The sequence below is a fragment of the Vibrio sp. T13N genome (genome assembly GCF_032970445.1).
Lineage (GTDB): Bacteria > Pseudomonadota > Gammaproteobacteria > Enterobacterales > Vibrionaceae > Vibrio > Vibrio diabolicus.
In genome coordinates this window covers 260,178-275,840 of the sequence record NZ_JAWJYE010000001.1, presented here as the reverse complement: position 1 = coordinate 275,840, position 15,663 = coordinate 260,178, and the positions used below count along the sequence as shown (strand labels likewise).

11 protein-coding genes are annotated in these 15,663 nt (G+C 45.9%); 9 read left to right on the top strand and 2 right to left on the bottom strand.

The window, feature by feature from the left end; translation table 11 throughout:
- Positions 1 to 60 precede the first annotated feature (60 nt).
- Positions 61 to 771, bottom strand: coding sequence for a purine-nucleoside phosphorylase (gene deoD / locus R2S67_RS01245; protein ID WP_005394915.1), 711 nt, complete (start codon positions 769 to 771; stop codon positions 61 to 63).
- Between the two features lie 397 nt (positions 772 to 1,168).
- Between deoD and R2S67_RS01240 the strand changes: the two genes are divergently transcribed.
- Genes R2S67_RS01240 through R2S67_RS01225 form a run of 4 tightly spaced genes read left to right on the top strand, consistent with a single transcriptional unit; the run spans position 1,169 to position 5,280 of the window.
- Entirely contained in the window at positions 1,169 to 2,119 is a 951-nt protein-coding gene (locus R2S67_RS01240) for a YbgA family protein (protein ID WP_046875782.1), read from the top strand.
- On the top strand, positions 2,109 to 2,912 hold the full coding sequence (locus tag R2S67_RS01235; protein ID WP_047009571.1) for a MerR family transcriptional regulator: 804 nt from the start codon (positions 2,109 to 2,111) through the stop codon (positions 2,910 to 2,912). The genes R2S67_RS01240 and R2S67_RS01235 overlap by 11 nt, the downstream gene beginning before the upstream one ends.
- 19 nt (positions 2,913 to 2,931) lie before the next feature.
- Positions 2,932 to 4,347 carry a deoxyribodipyrimidine photo-lyase gene (gene phrB / locus R2S67_RS01230; RefSeq protein WP_301609697.1) on the top strand — a complete coding sequence of 472 codons (1,416 nt, stop codon included), beginning with the start codon at positions 2,932 to 2,934 and terminating at the stop codon, positions 4,345 to 4,347.
- 6 nt (positions 4,348 to 4,353) lie between these two features.
- Entirely contained in the window at positions 4,354 to 5,280 is a 927-nt protein-coding gene (locus R2S67_RS01225) for a L,D-transpeptidase family protein (RefSeq protein WP_005394922.1), read from the top strand.
- Between the two features lie 26 nt (positions 5,281 to 5,306).
- Here the strand turns inward: R2S67_RS01225 and R2S67_RS01220 are convergent, their stop codons facing one another.
- Positions 5,307 to 5,561 carry an Lpp/OprI family alanine-zipper lipoprotein gene (locus R2S67_RS01220; protein ID WP_005375145.1) on the bottom strand — a complete coding sequence of 85 codons (255 nt, stop codon included), beginning with the start codon at positions 5,559 to 5,561 and terminating at the stop codon, positions 5,307 to 5,309.
- Positions 5,562 to 6,113: 552 nt separating this feature from the next.
- Here R2S67_RS01220 and R2S67_RS01215 point away from each other — a divergent pair.
- The 5 genes from R2S67_RS01215 (at position 6,114) to R2S67_RS01195 (ending at position 15,662) form a co-directional block, all read left to right on the top strand.
- Positions 6,114 to 7,457 carry a DEAD/DEAH box helicase gene (locus tag R2S67_RS01215; protein WP_047009779.1) on the top strand — a complete coding sequence of 448 codons (1,344 nt, stop codon included), beginning with the start codon at positions 6,114 to 6,116 and terminating at the stop codon, positions 7,455 to 7,457.
- A gap of 326 nt (positions 7,458 to 7,783) precedes the next feature.
- Entirely contained in the window at positions 7,784 to 9,781 is a 1,998-nt protein-coding gene (locus tag R2S67_RS01210; protein ID WP_317341772.1) for a prolyl oligopeptidase family serine peptidase, read from the top strand.
- Positions 9,782 to 11,920, top strand: coding sequence for a TonB-dependent hemoglobin/transferrin/lactoferrin family receptor (locus R2S67_RS01205; RefSeq protein ID WP_317341771.1), 2,139 nt, complete (start codon positions 9,782 to 9,784; stop codon positions 11,918 to 11,920).
- Between the two features lie 12 nt (positions 11,921 to 11,932).
- Complete coding sequence (locus tag R2S67_RS01200) at positions 11,933 to 14,185, top strand: proprotein convertase P-domain-containing protein (protein WP_317341770.1); 2,253 nt, start codon at positions 11,933 to 11,935, stop codon at positions 14,183 to 14,185.
- A gap of 25 nt (positions 14,186 to 14,210) precedes the next feature.
- Positions 14,211 to 15,662: a DUF1566 domain-containing protein gene (locus tag R2S67_RS01195; RefSeq protein WP_317341769.1), complete on the top strand. Its 1,452-nt coding sequence runs from the start codon at positions 14,211 to 14,213 to the stop codon at positions 15,660 to 15,662.
- Position 15,663: the final 1 nt, after the last annotated feature.

The following is a 15,663-nucleotide window of genomic DNA, read 5'->3' as shown; positions in this document are numbered from 1 at the left end:
CGGGATAATTCGGGCAGCCAGCAATAACTCTGGCTGCAAATTATTACTTACTACTAGATCTTAGATGTTGATTGCGGTTTCTAGCGCAACTTTCATCATGTCGTTGAACGACTTTTGACGCTCTTCTGAGCTTAGTTTTTCGCCACGGATGATGTGGTCAGAAACCGTTAGGATAGTTAACGCCTTCGCACCTAGGTCTGCAGCAACACCGTAGATACCAGCTGCTTCCATGTCTACACCTAGGATGCCTAGTTTTTCCATCTTCTCGAAGATGTCAGCTTCTGGTGTGTAGAACAAGTCTGCAGAGAATACGTTACCAACTTTCACTGGTACTTGTTGAGCACGCGCTTGATTTACCGCTTCTTCTAGAAGGCCGTAGTCAGCGATTGCAGCGAAGTCGTGGTTGTTGAAACGGATACGGTTTACTTTAGAGTCTGTAGAAGCACCCATACCGATAACAACGTCCATTAGGTTAACGTCGTCACGTACCGCACCACAGCTACCTACACGGATTACGTTTTTCACGCCGTATTCTGCGATTAGCTCGTGTACGTAGATACAGCAAGAAGGGATACCCATGCCGTGACCCATAACAGACACTTTTTTGCCTTTGTAAGTGCCAGTAAAGCCGAACATGTTACGAACGTCACAAACTTGCTTCACATCTTCAAGAAACGTTTCTGCGATGTATTTAGCACGTAAAGGGTCGCCTGGCATTAGAACCGTTTCAGCGAAATCACCTGGTTGTGCATTGATGTGTGGGGTTGCCATAAGTGCTCTCCAAAGTTTTGTTTTGATAAAACGCCTCTAGTATAGAACGCTATTACCAATTCTGTTGAACTTGTTCGTTTTCGTTGAAGCAATAATATCGGGACGTACAGTGGCCCCTTGAGAGCTTAGTCACAAAAACCACGCTTTTAGAAACCATGAACATCATTGATAACTAAATCTGTTGAAAGCAAAAGAGCAATCGATTCGCTTTTGAGCGATTTGTCGATTGCGCGCACAAAATGGACATTGAGAACATAAAAAACTTTTGAGAAAGCGCTGATCGAAATGCTCTTGAGAAAAGTAAAACGATTAAATTGTACAGTTTATTTTCTTGTACAATCTAAAAAGCCTTGCTATAAGTTATACAACAAAACATTTTGTATAGGGATGCGTCATCATGGAATCTTCAATCAAAGTAGGTATCAGTTCTTGTGTTTTGGGTGAACGGGTTCGTTTTGACTCTGGTCATAAAGTAAGTAACTTTGTGACTAAAGAGCTCAGCCCATATTTTGACTTTGTTTCGGTATGCCCCGAAGTGGGCGTCGGAATGCCAGTGCCGCGACCAACAATTCGTTTGATTTCCGAAGAAGAGCGTGTGGCGCTGGTAGAAACTAAAAATCCAGAAAATGACCATACCGATAATATGCTTGCTTACTCTGCTAACAAAGTGGAGGAGTTACAAAGCGAGCAACTTTGCGGTTACATCGTCTGTGCCAAGTCTCCAACTTGCGGTATGGAACGCGTCAAGGTTTATAGCAAAAATAACGCAGCGAAAGAGGGCGTCGGCTTGTACACGCAAACGCTGATGAAAAAAATGCCTTGGTTGCCCGTCGAAGAGGATGGCCGACTCAACGATCCTGTATTAAAAGAAAACTTTATTACCCGAGTATTTTGCCTGAACGACTTTTATGACTCGATGGACGGAGAGCCAACTCGAGGCAAAATTATCGATTTTCATTCGCGCTATAAGTTGACCTTGATGGCGCATCACCCTGAGTCATACCGCTCTCTTGGTCGTTTAGTTGCCGATGTCGCTAGCTATGAAATCGAAGAATTCTATCAAGAGTATCGCTTAGGTCTTATGAAGGCACTTGCGAATCGTGCTAGCCGAAAAAATAACACTAACGTACTAATGCATTTACAAGGGTATTTTAAGCGCGCTTTAACTAAAGACGAAAAAGAAGAATTAGCAACAGTAATTCATGACTACCGCACTGGTACATTGCCATTATTAGCACCGTTGACATTGATTAAGCACTACTTAAACACTTACCCAGATGAGTATTTAGCAAAACAGAAGTTTTTAGAACCGTATCCGCAGGAGATGAGATTACGCTATGGTTTGTAGTTCAGAAGAAAAACTATACGCGATCCGAGACGTCGCAGAAATCACGGGTGTGAAGCCAGTTACGCTGAGAGCTTGGCAGAGAAGATACAATTTGATCCAGCCCCAGCGAACAGAAAAAGGGCACAGACTTTATCGACAGCAAGATCTCGATACCATTCGTGAAGTCCAGAGTTGGCTCGCGAAGGGGATTGCAATCGGTAAAGTAAAGGGACTTTTGGGAAAAAGTGCTGACGTAGAAGTCAACAATGAAGTTCGTACTCTCGAAGAAGTAGAAACCATGTTATCAGCACTTTCGAAACTGAATCGAGGCAAAGCGGAGAGCTTACTTGCTTCTGTTCTCAAAGAGTATCCATTGAACTTGGTTATTGAACAGTTTATTGACCCTGTATTTGACGCGCTGGAGATGGTCAAAGGATCGCTGAGATCGTTGCAGATGGGGTTATTTCAAACTTGTTTGATTACTCGTCTTGCCCTTGTTATCGACTCTGAAAACAAAGCCGCTTCCAAAGGGAAGTGCTTGCTTATCAGCTTTGAACAACATAGAGAAGCAGAGAGCTGGATTCAAGCAGCGAAGTTGTGTGAGCAAGGGTATCACACGACGTTGATCGACAAAGTTGATGATGTCTCTGGTTTACTGGAGCACGAAGTTGTTGATAGCTACTCGCTCATTTACCTGTTTTCCAATAAAGCGCTGGCAGCTAAGCAAGTGGAGTCCATCAAAATGCTTCAAACACGTTTTGGAGAACGTATTGGATGTTCTGAAGTGATTGAGAAACTGCACCTAACAGAGTAGACGAAACGAAGGAGACACCATGATCTTAGTATGGTTTCGACGTGATTTACGAACGTTAGACCACACCGCACTTAAGGCGGCGTTAGATTCAGGTCAGCCTGTTGTCGCTTGTTTTATCGCGACGCCAGAGCAGTGGCGAGAACACCACATGGCACCGATGCAGGCGGATCTCATTGCTCGTCGTTTAGAGTATCTCAACGACGAGTTGGAAAGCCTGAATGTTCCTTTTTTATATAAAGAGGTGCCGTCGTTTTCTGATTGTACCGAAGTGATTAGTGAATGGGCGAAAACACTTGAAGCAACGTCTGTTATGGCGAATATTCACTATGAAGTGAATGAACGAGAGCTCGATGCACAAGTGAGTGAGGCGCTAGCTTCCCATGATATCGACTTTGAACTGTTCCACGACAAATGTGTGCACCCACCAACGACGGTTCTCAATAAGCAAGGTGAGTATTTTAAGGTATTTACACCATTCAAACGTGCTTGGTTGACGCAGTTTCAAATGCCAGCGGTAACAAAGCCTCAAGAACAAGCGCCGCTAAGCAGCAAACTATTGGAACAATTAGAGCCGATTCGATTTAGTTCAGACTTCACGTTTAGCTATCCTCGAGAGTCCAGCGAGGATTGGTTTGCTTCGACCAATGATGTTTTAAAGCAGCTTAGGGAATTTGCTCGTGAGCGCAGTGATGCTTACAAGGAAGATCGAGATTTTCCGGCTATTGATGGCACCAGTCAACTGTCTCCCTATCTTGCGATTGGTGCGTTGTCACCAAGGCAATGTATTGCTCGCTTGTATGCTGAAAACCAACAAAATGACCTAACAGAAGGAAAAGCAACTTGGTTGAGTGAGATCATTTGGCGTGAGTTTTATCAGCATCTGTTGGTTTTCGAACCAAAGCTCGTTAAAGGCAAAGGCTTTATCGACTGGGAGGATAAAATTCAGTGGTCTTATGATGAGCAGGCTTTTGAGCGATGGAAGGCTGGAGCGACAGGGTACCCGATCGTCGATGCAGCAATGCGTCAGCTCAACCAAACAGGCTGGATGCATAACAGGCTTCGTATGGTTGTCGCGAGCTTTCTCACCAAGGATTTACACATTGACTGGCGTTGGGGCGAAGCGTACTTCATGAGTAAGCTGGTGGATGGCGATTTCGCAGCAAACAATGGTGGTTGGCAGTGGTCTGCATCGACGGGTTGTGATGGCCAGCCGTACTTCCGTATTTTCAACCCGATAAGCCAAGGTGAGAAGTTTGATTCTGATGGCCAATTCGTGCGCCACTGGGTGCCTGAAATCAAAAGTGTGCCAAACAAATACATCCATAAACCTTGGACTTGGGAGGGATTTTCTTTACTGGAATATCACAAGCCGATGGTTGATCACAAGACAGAAAGAGAGATAACCTTACGGCTCTTTAAAAGTGCCAAGGAATAAAGTGAAATGCTTAGCAAAAAGCGATCAATGAGTTTCGCAAAACGTACGCTGTTATCTGTATCGTTATCTTTAGCGAGTGGTTTGTCATTCGCTAAAATGTACGAGCTACCAGAGGATGGCAGTCGTTTAATTGGTCGCCTTGAAAACCACGTCGTGCAAGAAGGCGAAACCATGGCAAATATTGCCAAGCACTACGATGTCGGGATGCTAGGTTTAATGGCGGCAAATAAAGGCGTGGATCCCTTCTTGCCAGAAGAGGGACACGTTCTTACTATTCCAACACAACTGATCCTCCCAGATGTACCCCACAAAGGCATTGTCATCAATTTAGCGGAATTGCGCTTATACTACTTCCCGAAAGGGGAAGATATTGTGCATGTATTCCCCGTGGGAATCGGGCGAATTGGGCGAGACACCCCGGTGATGACAACGCGTATTAGTCAAAAGCGTCCAAACCCTACGTGGACGCCGCCAGCCTCGATTCGTGCCGAGTACAAAGCGAAGGGCATTGACTTGCCAACCGTTGTACCTGCCGGTCCAGACAACCCGCTGGGCATGTTTGCATTGCGTTTAGCCTACGGAAATGGCGAGTATCTTATTCACGGTACCAACAAAGATTTCGGCATCGGCATGCGCGTGAGTGCAGGTTGCATTCGTATGGATCCAAGCGACATTGAATGGTTGTTTGAAAAAGTTCGTAACGGTGAAGAAGTGAATATCATTAATCAACCAGTGAAAGTATCACTAGAGCCGGACAGAAGTGTATTTTTAGAGGCACATGAGCCATTGACTCGCAGCAATGGTGAGAAAGATCACCTACAGGTACCAAAAGAGTTAAAGTGGTGGCTGGATGAGTTCGGACTGAAAAATGTGAAGGCTAAAGCAGCGATTGCCGCACAGAATGGGGTTCCTGTCGAAATAACCGCGCCTTAACAGGCGTTAAGACGCGGTATCAAATCTTACTTAGTGTAAGACTGAGCGATGTTATCGATACGCTCGTTAGCACGCTCAGCTTCTTCTTGAGCAGCCATTGCTGCTGCACCTGATTTTTGAACGTCAGATTGAAGAGCTTGTACGTCTTGGCTTAGTTGGCTAACTTGGTTGCTTAGTTCGTCTAGTTTTGCTGCATTTGCTGTTGCTGCGTCATCAGAAGAAGCACAACCTGCTAGTAGAAGTACTGAAGTTGCTGCAGCTGCGATCAACGTTTTGTTCATATAAGAACTCCTTGCTTATAGTGAAAGTCTCACTACCAACTATTATTTTATACAGTAGCGAGGTTAAATGTGGATACATTTTATCAGTACATGATGTAGCAAAAGTCAAAAAAACCCAAGAATTTCATGGAGTACCTGACGTCAACTTTTACCTGAGCTTAACAAAGGTGAGTGAATTATCATCTCCCTTATTCCCACAACAGTTCTCATAGCAGGTGTTTTTGCCACGTTCCTGATATCAATAATTTAGACGATATTGACACAAATGAAAGTTTCTCGGCGCAAATAACTGCTATTTACGCAGTTTTATTGGAGAACGAGAGGCGCACCTTGAGCTCGCTTTTCTCTAAATCTTAAGCCAAGCAGCTGACCAATAAAGCGAGGGGGTGTTCTTAATTGAGCCGCAAATGATGTTTTGTTTTCATCCGTGGGAATTAGTTTGTGTGATCTCTATCTATACTCCTATGATTTGCGGTATTATACCGAGCTTTATTTTTTTGCTGCGTTAGAGCGGAAACGACATTACAGAGCGCTCAGACGCTGACTGATTTATTGGAGAATACTTTGCAATTTAAAGATCTAGGCCTAGACAACCGATTGTTGAAGAACCTAAAACACTACGATTTTAAAAAACCAACTGACATTCAAAAGCAGGCTATTCCTGTTGCGATTGCAGGCAAGGATTTATTGGCATCTTCGAAAACGGGTTCGGGCAAGACTTTGGCGTTTGTATTACCAATGCTTCACAAGTCTTTAAAGACAAAATCGTTTTCTGCCAAAGACCCTCGCGCAGTTATTCTTGCTCCCACTCGTGAGCTAGCGAAACAAGTGTATGGTGAGCTTCGCTCTATGCTTGCTGGCCTATCTTATGAAGCTGCATTGATTTTGGGTGGTGAGAACTTTAATGATCAAGTGAAAGCACTGCGCCGTTACCCGAAATTCATCGTGGCGACACCAGGACGTCTGGCTGACCACTTAGAGCACCGCTCGCTTTACCTTGAAGGTTTGGAAACGCTGATCCTTGATGAAGCAGACCGTATGCTGGATTTGGGCTTTGCACCAGAGCTTCGTCGTATCCATAAAGCAGCTAAGCATCGTCGCCGTCAAACATTAATGTTCTCTGCAACGTTGGATCACGCCGACGTAAATGACATTGCGGCTGAAATGCTTAATGCTCCGAAACGTATTGCTATCGGTGTTTCTAACGAAGAACACAAAGATATCACGCAAAAATTCTACCTGTGTGATCATCTTGATCATAAAGAGGCGATTCTAGATCGCGTACTTTCAGAAGCAGAATATCGCCAAGTTATCATCTTTACGGCGACGCGCGATGATACTGAGCGCCTAACAGCGAAGCTAAACGAGAAGAAACTGAAGGCCGTTGCATTGAGTGGTAACTTGAACCAGACTCAACGCAATACGATCATGAGCCAGTTTGAGCGAGCGGTATTCAAGATCCTAGTGACAACAGATGTTGCTTCTCGTGGTTTGGATATTGCGACAGTGACACACGTCATTAACTTCGATATGCCAAAGCATACTGAAGAATATGTACACCGTGTTGGCCGTACGGGCCGTGCTGGTAACAAGGGTGATGCGATTTCTCTTGTTGGTCCAAAAGACTGGGATAGCTTTAAACGTGTAGAAGCTTACCTACAACAAGATCTTGAGTTTTCAGTATTCGAAGATCTGAAAGGTAAGTTCAAAGGCCTGAAGCCACCTAAGCCAGATTTCCGTAACAAGAAAGCGACAGCGAAGAAATCACGCCCTCAAGCGAAGAAGTCGGCTAAGAAACCTGTTAAACGTGACAAGAGTTTCTACAAAAACGTATCAGTGGGTGATGATGTGTTCATCCCGAAGAAAAAGCCAGCGGCACCAAACTCTGAAGAGTAAAAGTCGCTCCAGTTTTCAACTGATTTTAGTTTTTCAAAACCCGAGTGTTCGCACTCGGGTTTTTTTATGCTTATCTCCAGGCGAAATGATGTCTTTCTATACTAACGTGTTTGCTAGGCTTTTATATTTATCTGGTTTTATATAAACAGCATAGATCGCTAATTTAGAGAGATATTAAGTTTTATCACCTCGGTCCAAGCAAACGTTTTTCCTCACATACTAGATAAAAATTTCACATGATTATGAAAATGATAATTGATCTCATTTTTATTTAAGGGCAAAATACGCGCCATTGTATTAATCCTATAAATGAATTCGCTCTCTATATGAAATTTACTCATGTTTTTTTAGGGCTCATAATTACCTCTAGTTCTTGCTTTGCCGTTAATGACTTTAATTGGTTGCGAGATGACGCTCGTAAAGATGAGCGAGTTCTTACCTACCTAACAGAGCAGAACCGTAAGACTGAACAGCATCAAAAAAAATATCAGACGTTGACGCAAGATCTGCTCGCGCAGTGGGAAGCCATGGTGGCAGATAAAGGTGATAAACCATGGTCGATCGTAAATGGACGCGAATGGACGTTAACGCGTCGTGACGGTGGTTATGTGTTGCTATCACGTTCGAACCAGTATGCACAAGAGAACACAGTATTTGATTTCTCTGAACGTCAATCTGCATATCCGTATTATCAAGTAGGGCAGTGGCAAGTAAGCGGAGACACGTTGCTTTTTACTGAAGATATTGATGGCAGTGAGCAATATCGCGCCGTGGTTGTTGATTTACTCTCTGGCCAATCTACGGAGCTGGCAACGCACGTCGATAGCGGTGTATTGCTTTCACCTGATGGTAAGATGGCTTACCTCGTTTCGAAGGAAATGCGTACACAGCGACCTCATCAGATCCTACGCATCTCCACTGAATCTTTGGCTAAAACCGTTGTATGGCACGAATACAAATCAGATTGGTTACTTTCTTTCTACCGTGCGGCAGATAGCCGTTACGTGGTACTGCAAAGCAACAACGAGTCAACCACAGAGCAGAAGCTTGTTGATCTAGAAACGGGCACCGTAAGCGATTCACTGAGAGTGCCGGAAGCGGGCGTGGAATATTACGCGGATGTGGCGAAAGGGCGCGTTTACGTCAACAGCAATCTTGAAGGTACATTTGCACTTTATCAAACCGATCTAGCACCTCTTAGCGCAACATGGCAACGCTTTACGACCCCTCGTGAACCGCTTGACCAGTTCTTCCTTTATGATGCAGGAGTTGTGGCACTCAGTAAGCCGAACAACGTGGCGACATTGACGGTGTATTCATACCAAGGTCAGGAAAAAGTGATACTGCCATTGGAACAGGATGGCAATGTCGCTTGGTTGAGCACGTTGGGCGATTTTGAATCAAACAAGATTCGTATACGAAGCATGTCGATGACTACGCCTCCTCAGTGGGAAGAGTTCGATGTAAAAACGCTGACTAAAACCTTGTATTCTCAAGATGCTTACCAAGATTTTGATAGCCAACGTTATGTCTCCCAACGCATTTTTATCAAGCACGATGGTGTTTCTGTCCCGGTCTCTTTGGCGTATCGCAAAGACAAATTACACGCGAAATCACCCGTGATGATTTACGGCTATGGCGCATATGGTTTTACGATGAAACCGTACTTTATGCCTCAAGTCATAAGCTTGCTCGACCAAGGCATGATTTACGCTATCGCCCATGTTCGCGGCGGTGGGTACTTTGGCGATGAGTGGCACGAGCAGGGTCGTGGTGTGCGAAAAGCCAATTCTATTGGTGATTTTGTCGCGGCGGCTAAGGCGCTGCAAACATTCGAACGTGGCAATAGAGAGGTTTTTGCCATCGGCTCAAGTGCGGGTGGCACGTTGGTCGCGGGAGCGGTTAATCAAGACCCTAAATTGTTTTCAGGTGTCGTGCTTAAAGTACCTTTTGTTGATGTGGTAGCAAGCATGTCGGACACCTCACTTCCGCTGACCACACAGCAGTATGGCGAATGGGGTAACCCAACCAAATCTGAGCAACTGGCGCTAATGAAAGCGTACGATCCAATTCTCAACATTCATAAAGACGCTTACCCACCCATGCTGGTTCAAGTCGGTTTGATCGACCAGCGCGTGCCTTATTGGGAAGGTGCCAAGTATCTCGCCAAGGTTTCTGCGCTAAGTGAGCGCGACGGGCCGTATTTGTTGCAGACCGATTTTAATTCGGGCCACCAAATGGACCCACGACAAGCGCAAGAACAACAAGCAAAAGAATACGCCTTTCTTTTATCACTAATTAAAACATCTAAAGCGGAGCAGTAAATGAAGCTTACCCCAGTGTCAGCGGCAGTACTTTCGGTACTAGCTGCCAGCCAAGTGCACGCCAAATCTGACGTTTTCTCTATGGAAGAGGTCGTGGTGACGGCGAATCGGATTGAACAACCAATGTCTAAACTAGCAGGCAGCGTCGCAGTTGTCACTAGCGAAGAGATTGAACAAAAGGGCGAAACAGAGCTTTATGATGCGCTGCGTCATGAACCTGGGGTAAGTGTTTCTGGCGGAGCTGGGCGTCCACAAAACATCACGATTCGAGGCATGACGGGTAACCGCATTATGATCATTCGTGACGGCATTCGCTCAGCAGACGGTTTTGGTGCGAATGATAGCAATGACAAAGTGGGCCGCGATACGTTTGATCTTTCTAATCTTGAATCATTAGAAGTAGTGAAAGGGGCGAGCTCCTCAGTCTTGGGTTCTGGTGCTATCGGTGGCGCTGTGATTCTAAAATCCAAACAGCCGGGCGAGTTTTTAAAAGATCGTGACTTTTATGTTGATGCCACGGGCACGTACACGGGGATCAGCAATAAATACAAAGGCGCGAGCAATCTGGCATTTCGTTCTGGCGACACGGAAAGCTTAGTCAACGCGGCGTATTGGCAAGGTGAAGAGACGCGTAACTTCAGCCAAGATTTGTACAACCGCGATTTGGATGGTTACAGCGCGTCATACGCCATCAATCATTTCCTCAATGATGAAGTGATGGTCAAAGCGCGTGCCGAACTTTATCGGCAAGACCAACAACGCCTGGAAGGTTCGCCATCTATACAGAAGGATGGCAAATGGCATATCGAAGACTTCGCAGAAGATGAATCGACAAAAGAGTACAGCGCTTACATTGGTGCAGAGGTTACACCGATTAATCCAACTTGGTTCGAAGAGTTAGATACAAAGGTCTACTGGCGCCACACCGAAGTGGTGGAAGACACGAATCGTTTAATGAGACAAGTTGACCACAATGGTTTGACTGTTAGACGTCGCGAGCTAGAACACAAAACCTTCATTGACGAAACAATTGGCTTCCGTGGTGATTTCACCAATACGATTTATGCTGCAAATGCTGAGCACCAATTGGCTTACGGTATCGAGCTTTCTACTGACTATTATGAACGCACAGATAGCGATTCCAAGATTGATTGGAACGGGGTAACGCCTTCGACCAAACAACCTTTCGCTCCTGCTCGTGCTTATAACATTGGTCTGTACGTTCGAGACATGGTGGAGCTGGATAAATGGACCATTACAGGCGGCTTGCGCTTTGATGCGCATCGTCTAACACCGGACGGTGAGGGTGAAGTGGGCGGCTTCCCATTAAAAGACATGGATAGCTCAGAGGTATCTCCAAGCCTATCGATTTCTCATGAAGTGTTTGCCAATAACATCGTTTATGTATCTTATAACCACGGTTATCGTGCTCCGGAATACGACAAAGCGTATGGCTTCGTAAACCATGACTTTGTGCCGCTAACGCCGTTTGTCATTGCACCGAACATGGACCTAGAGGCTGAAACTTCGGACTCCTTTGAAATCGGTAACAAATTCGATAATGGCCGCGCGCAACTTTACGTTTCTGCGTTTTACAACAAGTTCCAAAACTTCATCGATGTTGTTACCACAGGGCAAGATAACTTCGGTAACTACATCAAGCAATACCAAAACTTACACGGCGTTGAAACCTACGGCGCCGAGCTTTCTGCCGCGTACGCTTTCACTTCGTCTTGGAAGCTAAGTACCAAGCTTGGTTATGTTGACGGAAAGGACGCCGAAGGCGAGTACGTTCGTAGCATCACACCTTTCGAGGGCAATGTTGGGCTGAACTATCAGCAGCAAGACTTTAATGCGTTCGCGACGTGGAACTGGGCTGGTTCGATGGATCGTGTGCCGAGCTGCCAAACGTCACTTGGACAAAAGACCGAGTGCGCACAAACAGATTCATGGAACACGCTTGATTTGGGGGCAAGTTACCAAATCACCAAAGATTTTCGTTTGAGTGCGACCATCATCAACCTGTTCGACAAAGAATACATTCGTTACCAAGACGTTGCTGGCATAGCAGATGAGAGCAAACGCTACTCAACGGAACCAGGTCGTTACTTTACGGTTAACGCGAAGTACATCTTTTAGTAGGAGCCCTGCATGAAACTCAAACTTTTAGCGCTTTCTCTTGCGTTGGCAGGCGTTCAAGTGACGAACGCTGCCGAGTGGGATTACCCTAGCGCGGCTATTACGGTCACGAACCAAGCCGAAGCGCTGCGCTACTTACAAGCCAATTACGCTAGCGCTGGCGAACTTAAGTTTCGCTATCAAACTCGTTCTCAGCTCGGAGATCATTACAACTTTGATGTGTGGGTCGATGGGCAGTATCAACCGCAACGCACCATTGTGCTGTCGACTAACCAAGACAGTCAAGTTGAGCGTATTTTCAAAAGCCTTGAAGATACGGTGATTCGTAATGGTGAGGCGATGCCAGCTGGAGAACTGGAACTGCCTGTTCGCTTGGAAGTGACCGAGCCGCCAGCATTGAGCTCTGGTGAGTTAGTGACCGTTCCCGTCTCACTCTTTGATCCTGATTTACGTACAATGCAACAACAAGCTGCGCCTGACTCTGCGTGGAATTCGTTAGAGGATTATCCACAGCCACTTCAATATGTTGAGAAGCAGATTCAAGTTTTGCAGTCTGGTGGCAAGTTCTACCTAGCTAACGAGCGCGTTAAACAGGTGGATGCACTTGCATTACTGTCTTCACCTGCGGTAGGTGCGGAGCCTGTGCGTGATACAAGCAGTATTTTGCCGCCTGAGGGGGTTCAATCTTTTGCGGATGTAAAAGCGATGCAAAGCGCTCAACTTGGCGAGAATGCCTTTTTGCAGTTGATGGCGTTTTACCATCTTGACAGCTCACTGCAGTACTTATCGAGCTTGAGCTATGACTTATTTGACGAACCGCTTCGTTTTGATGGGCGTGGTTTAGCGCTCGACAACTCTTCTTACTACACAGGTTCGCGTGCGCTGATGTTAGGCGTTGGCGGAGTATCTCCAGATGCTGCAGATGCAGATGTGATTTTGCACGAGCTAGGACACGGGATTCACTATCAAATCGTTCCTGATTGGGCGTATGGCCATACTGGCGCGATTGGAGAAGGTGTTGGTGATTACTGGGCGGGCAGCGCGAGCTACCGAACACAGTATTTAGACGCAGCTCGCCGTGGCCAAGAATTCGAGTTAGATACGGTGTTCAACTGGGACGGTATGTTCGGAACACGCAAAACAACTCGTAGCTTATGGAACCAAAGAGCGCGTTACTTCGAGAGCTCGGAGTATCCAGCGCACGTTAGCGTAGGCGGTGAACTAGGCGACGAGTTATGGTCAACGCCACTGTTCCAAGCGCTAAAAGCATCGGTTGAACGATACGGTGATGATACCGATAACGTGTTCCGCGAGTTTGACGCCATTGTACTTGAAGGCATGTACGGTATTGGTCGTGGCGTGAAAATGCATGATCTTGCGGAATCGACCGTGTTTGCAGCAAACACCTTGTTCCCAAATAAAGACTATGCCCAATTTCTGACGGACAGCTTCAACAAACACAACTTACTTAAAGCGCCTCTTCGCGTTCGCTATGACGCTCGATACATCGCACAAGGTCAAGGCGTGGGAGTGAGCCTGAGCCAAACTGGCCGCGAAGCGAGCATCAAAGGGCAATGGCAGCTAAATAACGCATCCGTTTTCGACTTTAATGAATCGCTTTCTGACTCGACCTCAATGAAGGTGGCGTTACCAAGCGGTCTGACATGTGGCACGCAATTCGATTCCTCTATTTCATTGGATTACCAATTTGCTGAAGGCTTAAAGACTCACCAGTGGAGTGAAAAGGTGATGCTGGTTAATGGTACGCCAGATCTCGATATCCAGCCTCAATCAGTGAATTCTGCTTTGCCGGAGCAGGGCGACAGATTGTTCTCTCAGACGCTATCGGACAAGTCACGCACGATTGATGATTCGTTTGCGGTTTACCTGAACATCGAACATGACTCACTGCAGGATCTGCAAGTGACGCTTGTGTCTCCGCAAGGTAAATCGGTTGTGCTACTTAGCCATCAATCAAGCAATACCAATGGATTTAAAGGTTACTTCACCGCTCAGTATGACGAGGAGTTACAAGCACTTGTCGGTCAGCCGAGTTGGGGTACTTGGCGTCTCGAAGTATCTGACCGCGTGTCAGGGAACTCTGGGGTGTTGAAAGAGTGGGGTGTGAGTCACTTTGCTCAGTATCAGTGTAGTGCTGATACCACTAAAGAAAGCAGTGGTGGTGGTTCAGGTGGCAGTGGTTCGCCTTGGACCTTGTTAGGACTTTTCCTGCTTTCAATGGTGAGAGTGATTCGTTCTCGTTAATTAAAATCTAAAGAAGACAAAATTTATGAAGTTTCAATATTCTTTCGTTGCTATGTCACTAGCCCTAGCTGGTTGTGGCGGTGGTTCTGGTGGTGACACGTCAACACCGACCTATAATGTAGCTGGCACCATCGTTTCTGCAGGTACACTTCTTGATACGCCAGTATGTATCGATTTAAACCAGAACTACATTTGTGATACTACTGAACCGAGTGCTAAAACGGATAATGCCGGTAAATTTAGCCTGACTTCAAGCGACAAAAACATACTAACCAGCACGATTCTTGCTCAAGTTGATCAAGGCTCAAACCAAACGTTGCGTCTTGCGGCTCCAGGCCAAAACTTAGCCACGGGTAACACAGTAAATGGTGTAACAACATTGCTCGCAGGTCTTGTGGTTGACGGTAAAACCGTTGCTCAAGCTGAAGAGATTGTTAAAGCGCAACTGGCTAGTGTAGGCGTTTCGCTGAATGGTTCGGTGATGTCTAATGCAGAAGCCAGCGAGCTAGACAAGCTAGAGCAAAACACGGTTGCGCTATTAGCTGCGATGCAACCACAACAAATGACCAAAGGCGTAGCGCTGCTTGCTCAAAGTCTTAGCTTCCAAGGTAAATCGCTAGCCTCTGATCTTCTGTCTGAAGCGGAAGTGAGTGCATTTGCTGAAGAAATTGCAGCGGTTGCTGAACAAACGGTTGGTAGTAACGACACGGGTGCCATTCTTCACTTTGCTGATGGCGCTGCAGATGTTGCAGAGGTTCAAGCTTCTTACCCTGGTCAAGATGCGGAATACGGCTTCGACAAACAGGACAAGCAAACGTCGACAGGCGCAGGCTTTAAGTTCGTTAAGCTAGATTCACAAGGCGCTGCTTTAGCTTCAGATGCCACTGAATGGTCTTGTACTATGGACGAACGTACTGGTCTTGTTTGGGAAAACAAAAGTGCGGATGCGAGCTCTATTCAATTTAAAGACCGCCTATTTGCGTTTGAGTCTGAAACATTTAAGCCATTTAGCAAAGATGTAGATCTTGCGGGCTGTAAAGAGGTGGGCGATGAAATTTGTACTACGAGCCAATACGTTGAGTACATAAACAAACAATCGTTATGTGGAATCACTGGTTGGCGCCTGCCTACTTACCGTGAAACTTATGACTTACTAGATTTCGGTGAAAAGACACTATTTGCGCCGAGCACAGAATATGAACCGAACAATGTGTATGGTTTTAATGTCAAATACTTCCCACAGCAAACTTTAGGCAGCCCTTATTTAGAAAAAGGTGCGTTTTGGCATGATGGTTTTAGGTTTACGGAAACATCATCACAGCTCATGGATGGTGAGATTTATTTCCCCGCAATTGTCTCTCGGGGCGCAGATAGAGGGGCCACTTCATTCGTTGAGATTCGCTCAAGCAGTACAAGTGAAGATGCCTATGATTCCTACCAATTCCCAATCCGTCTAGTAGCAGTTAAGGGACAATAAG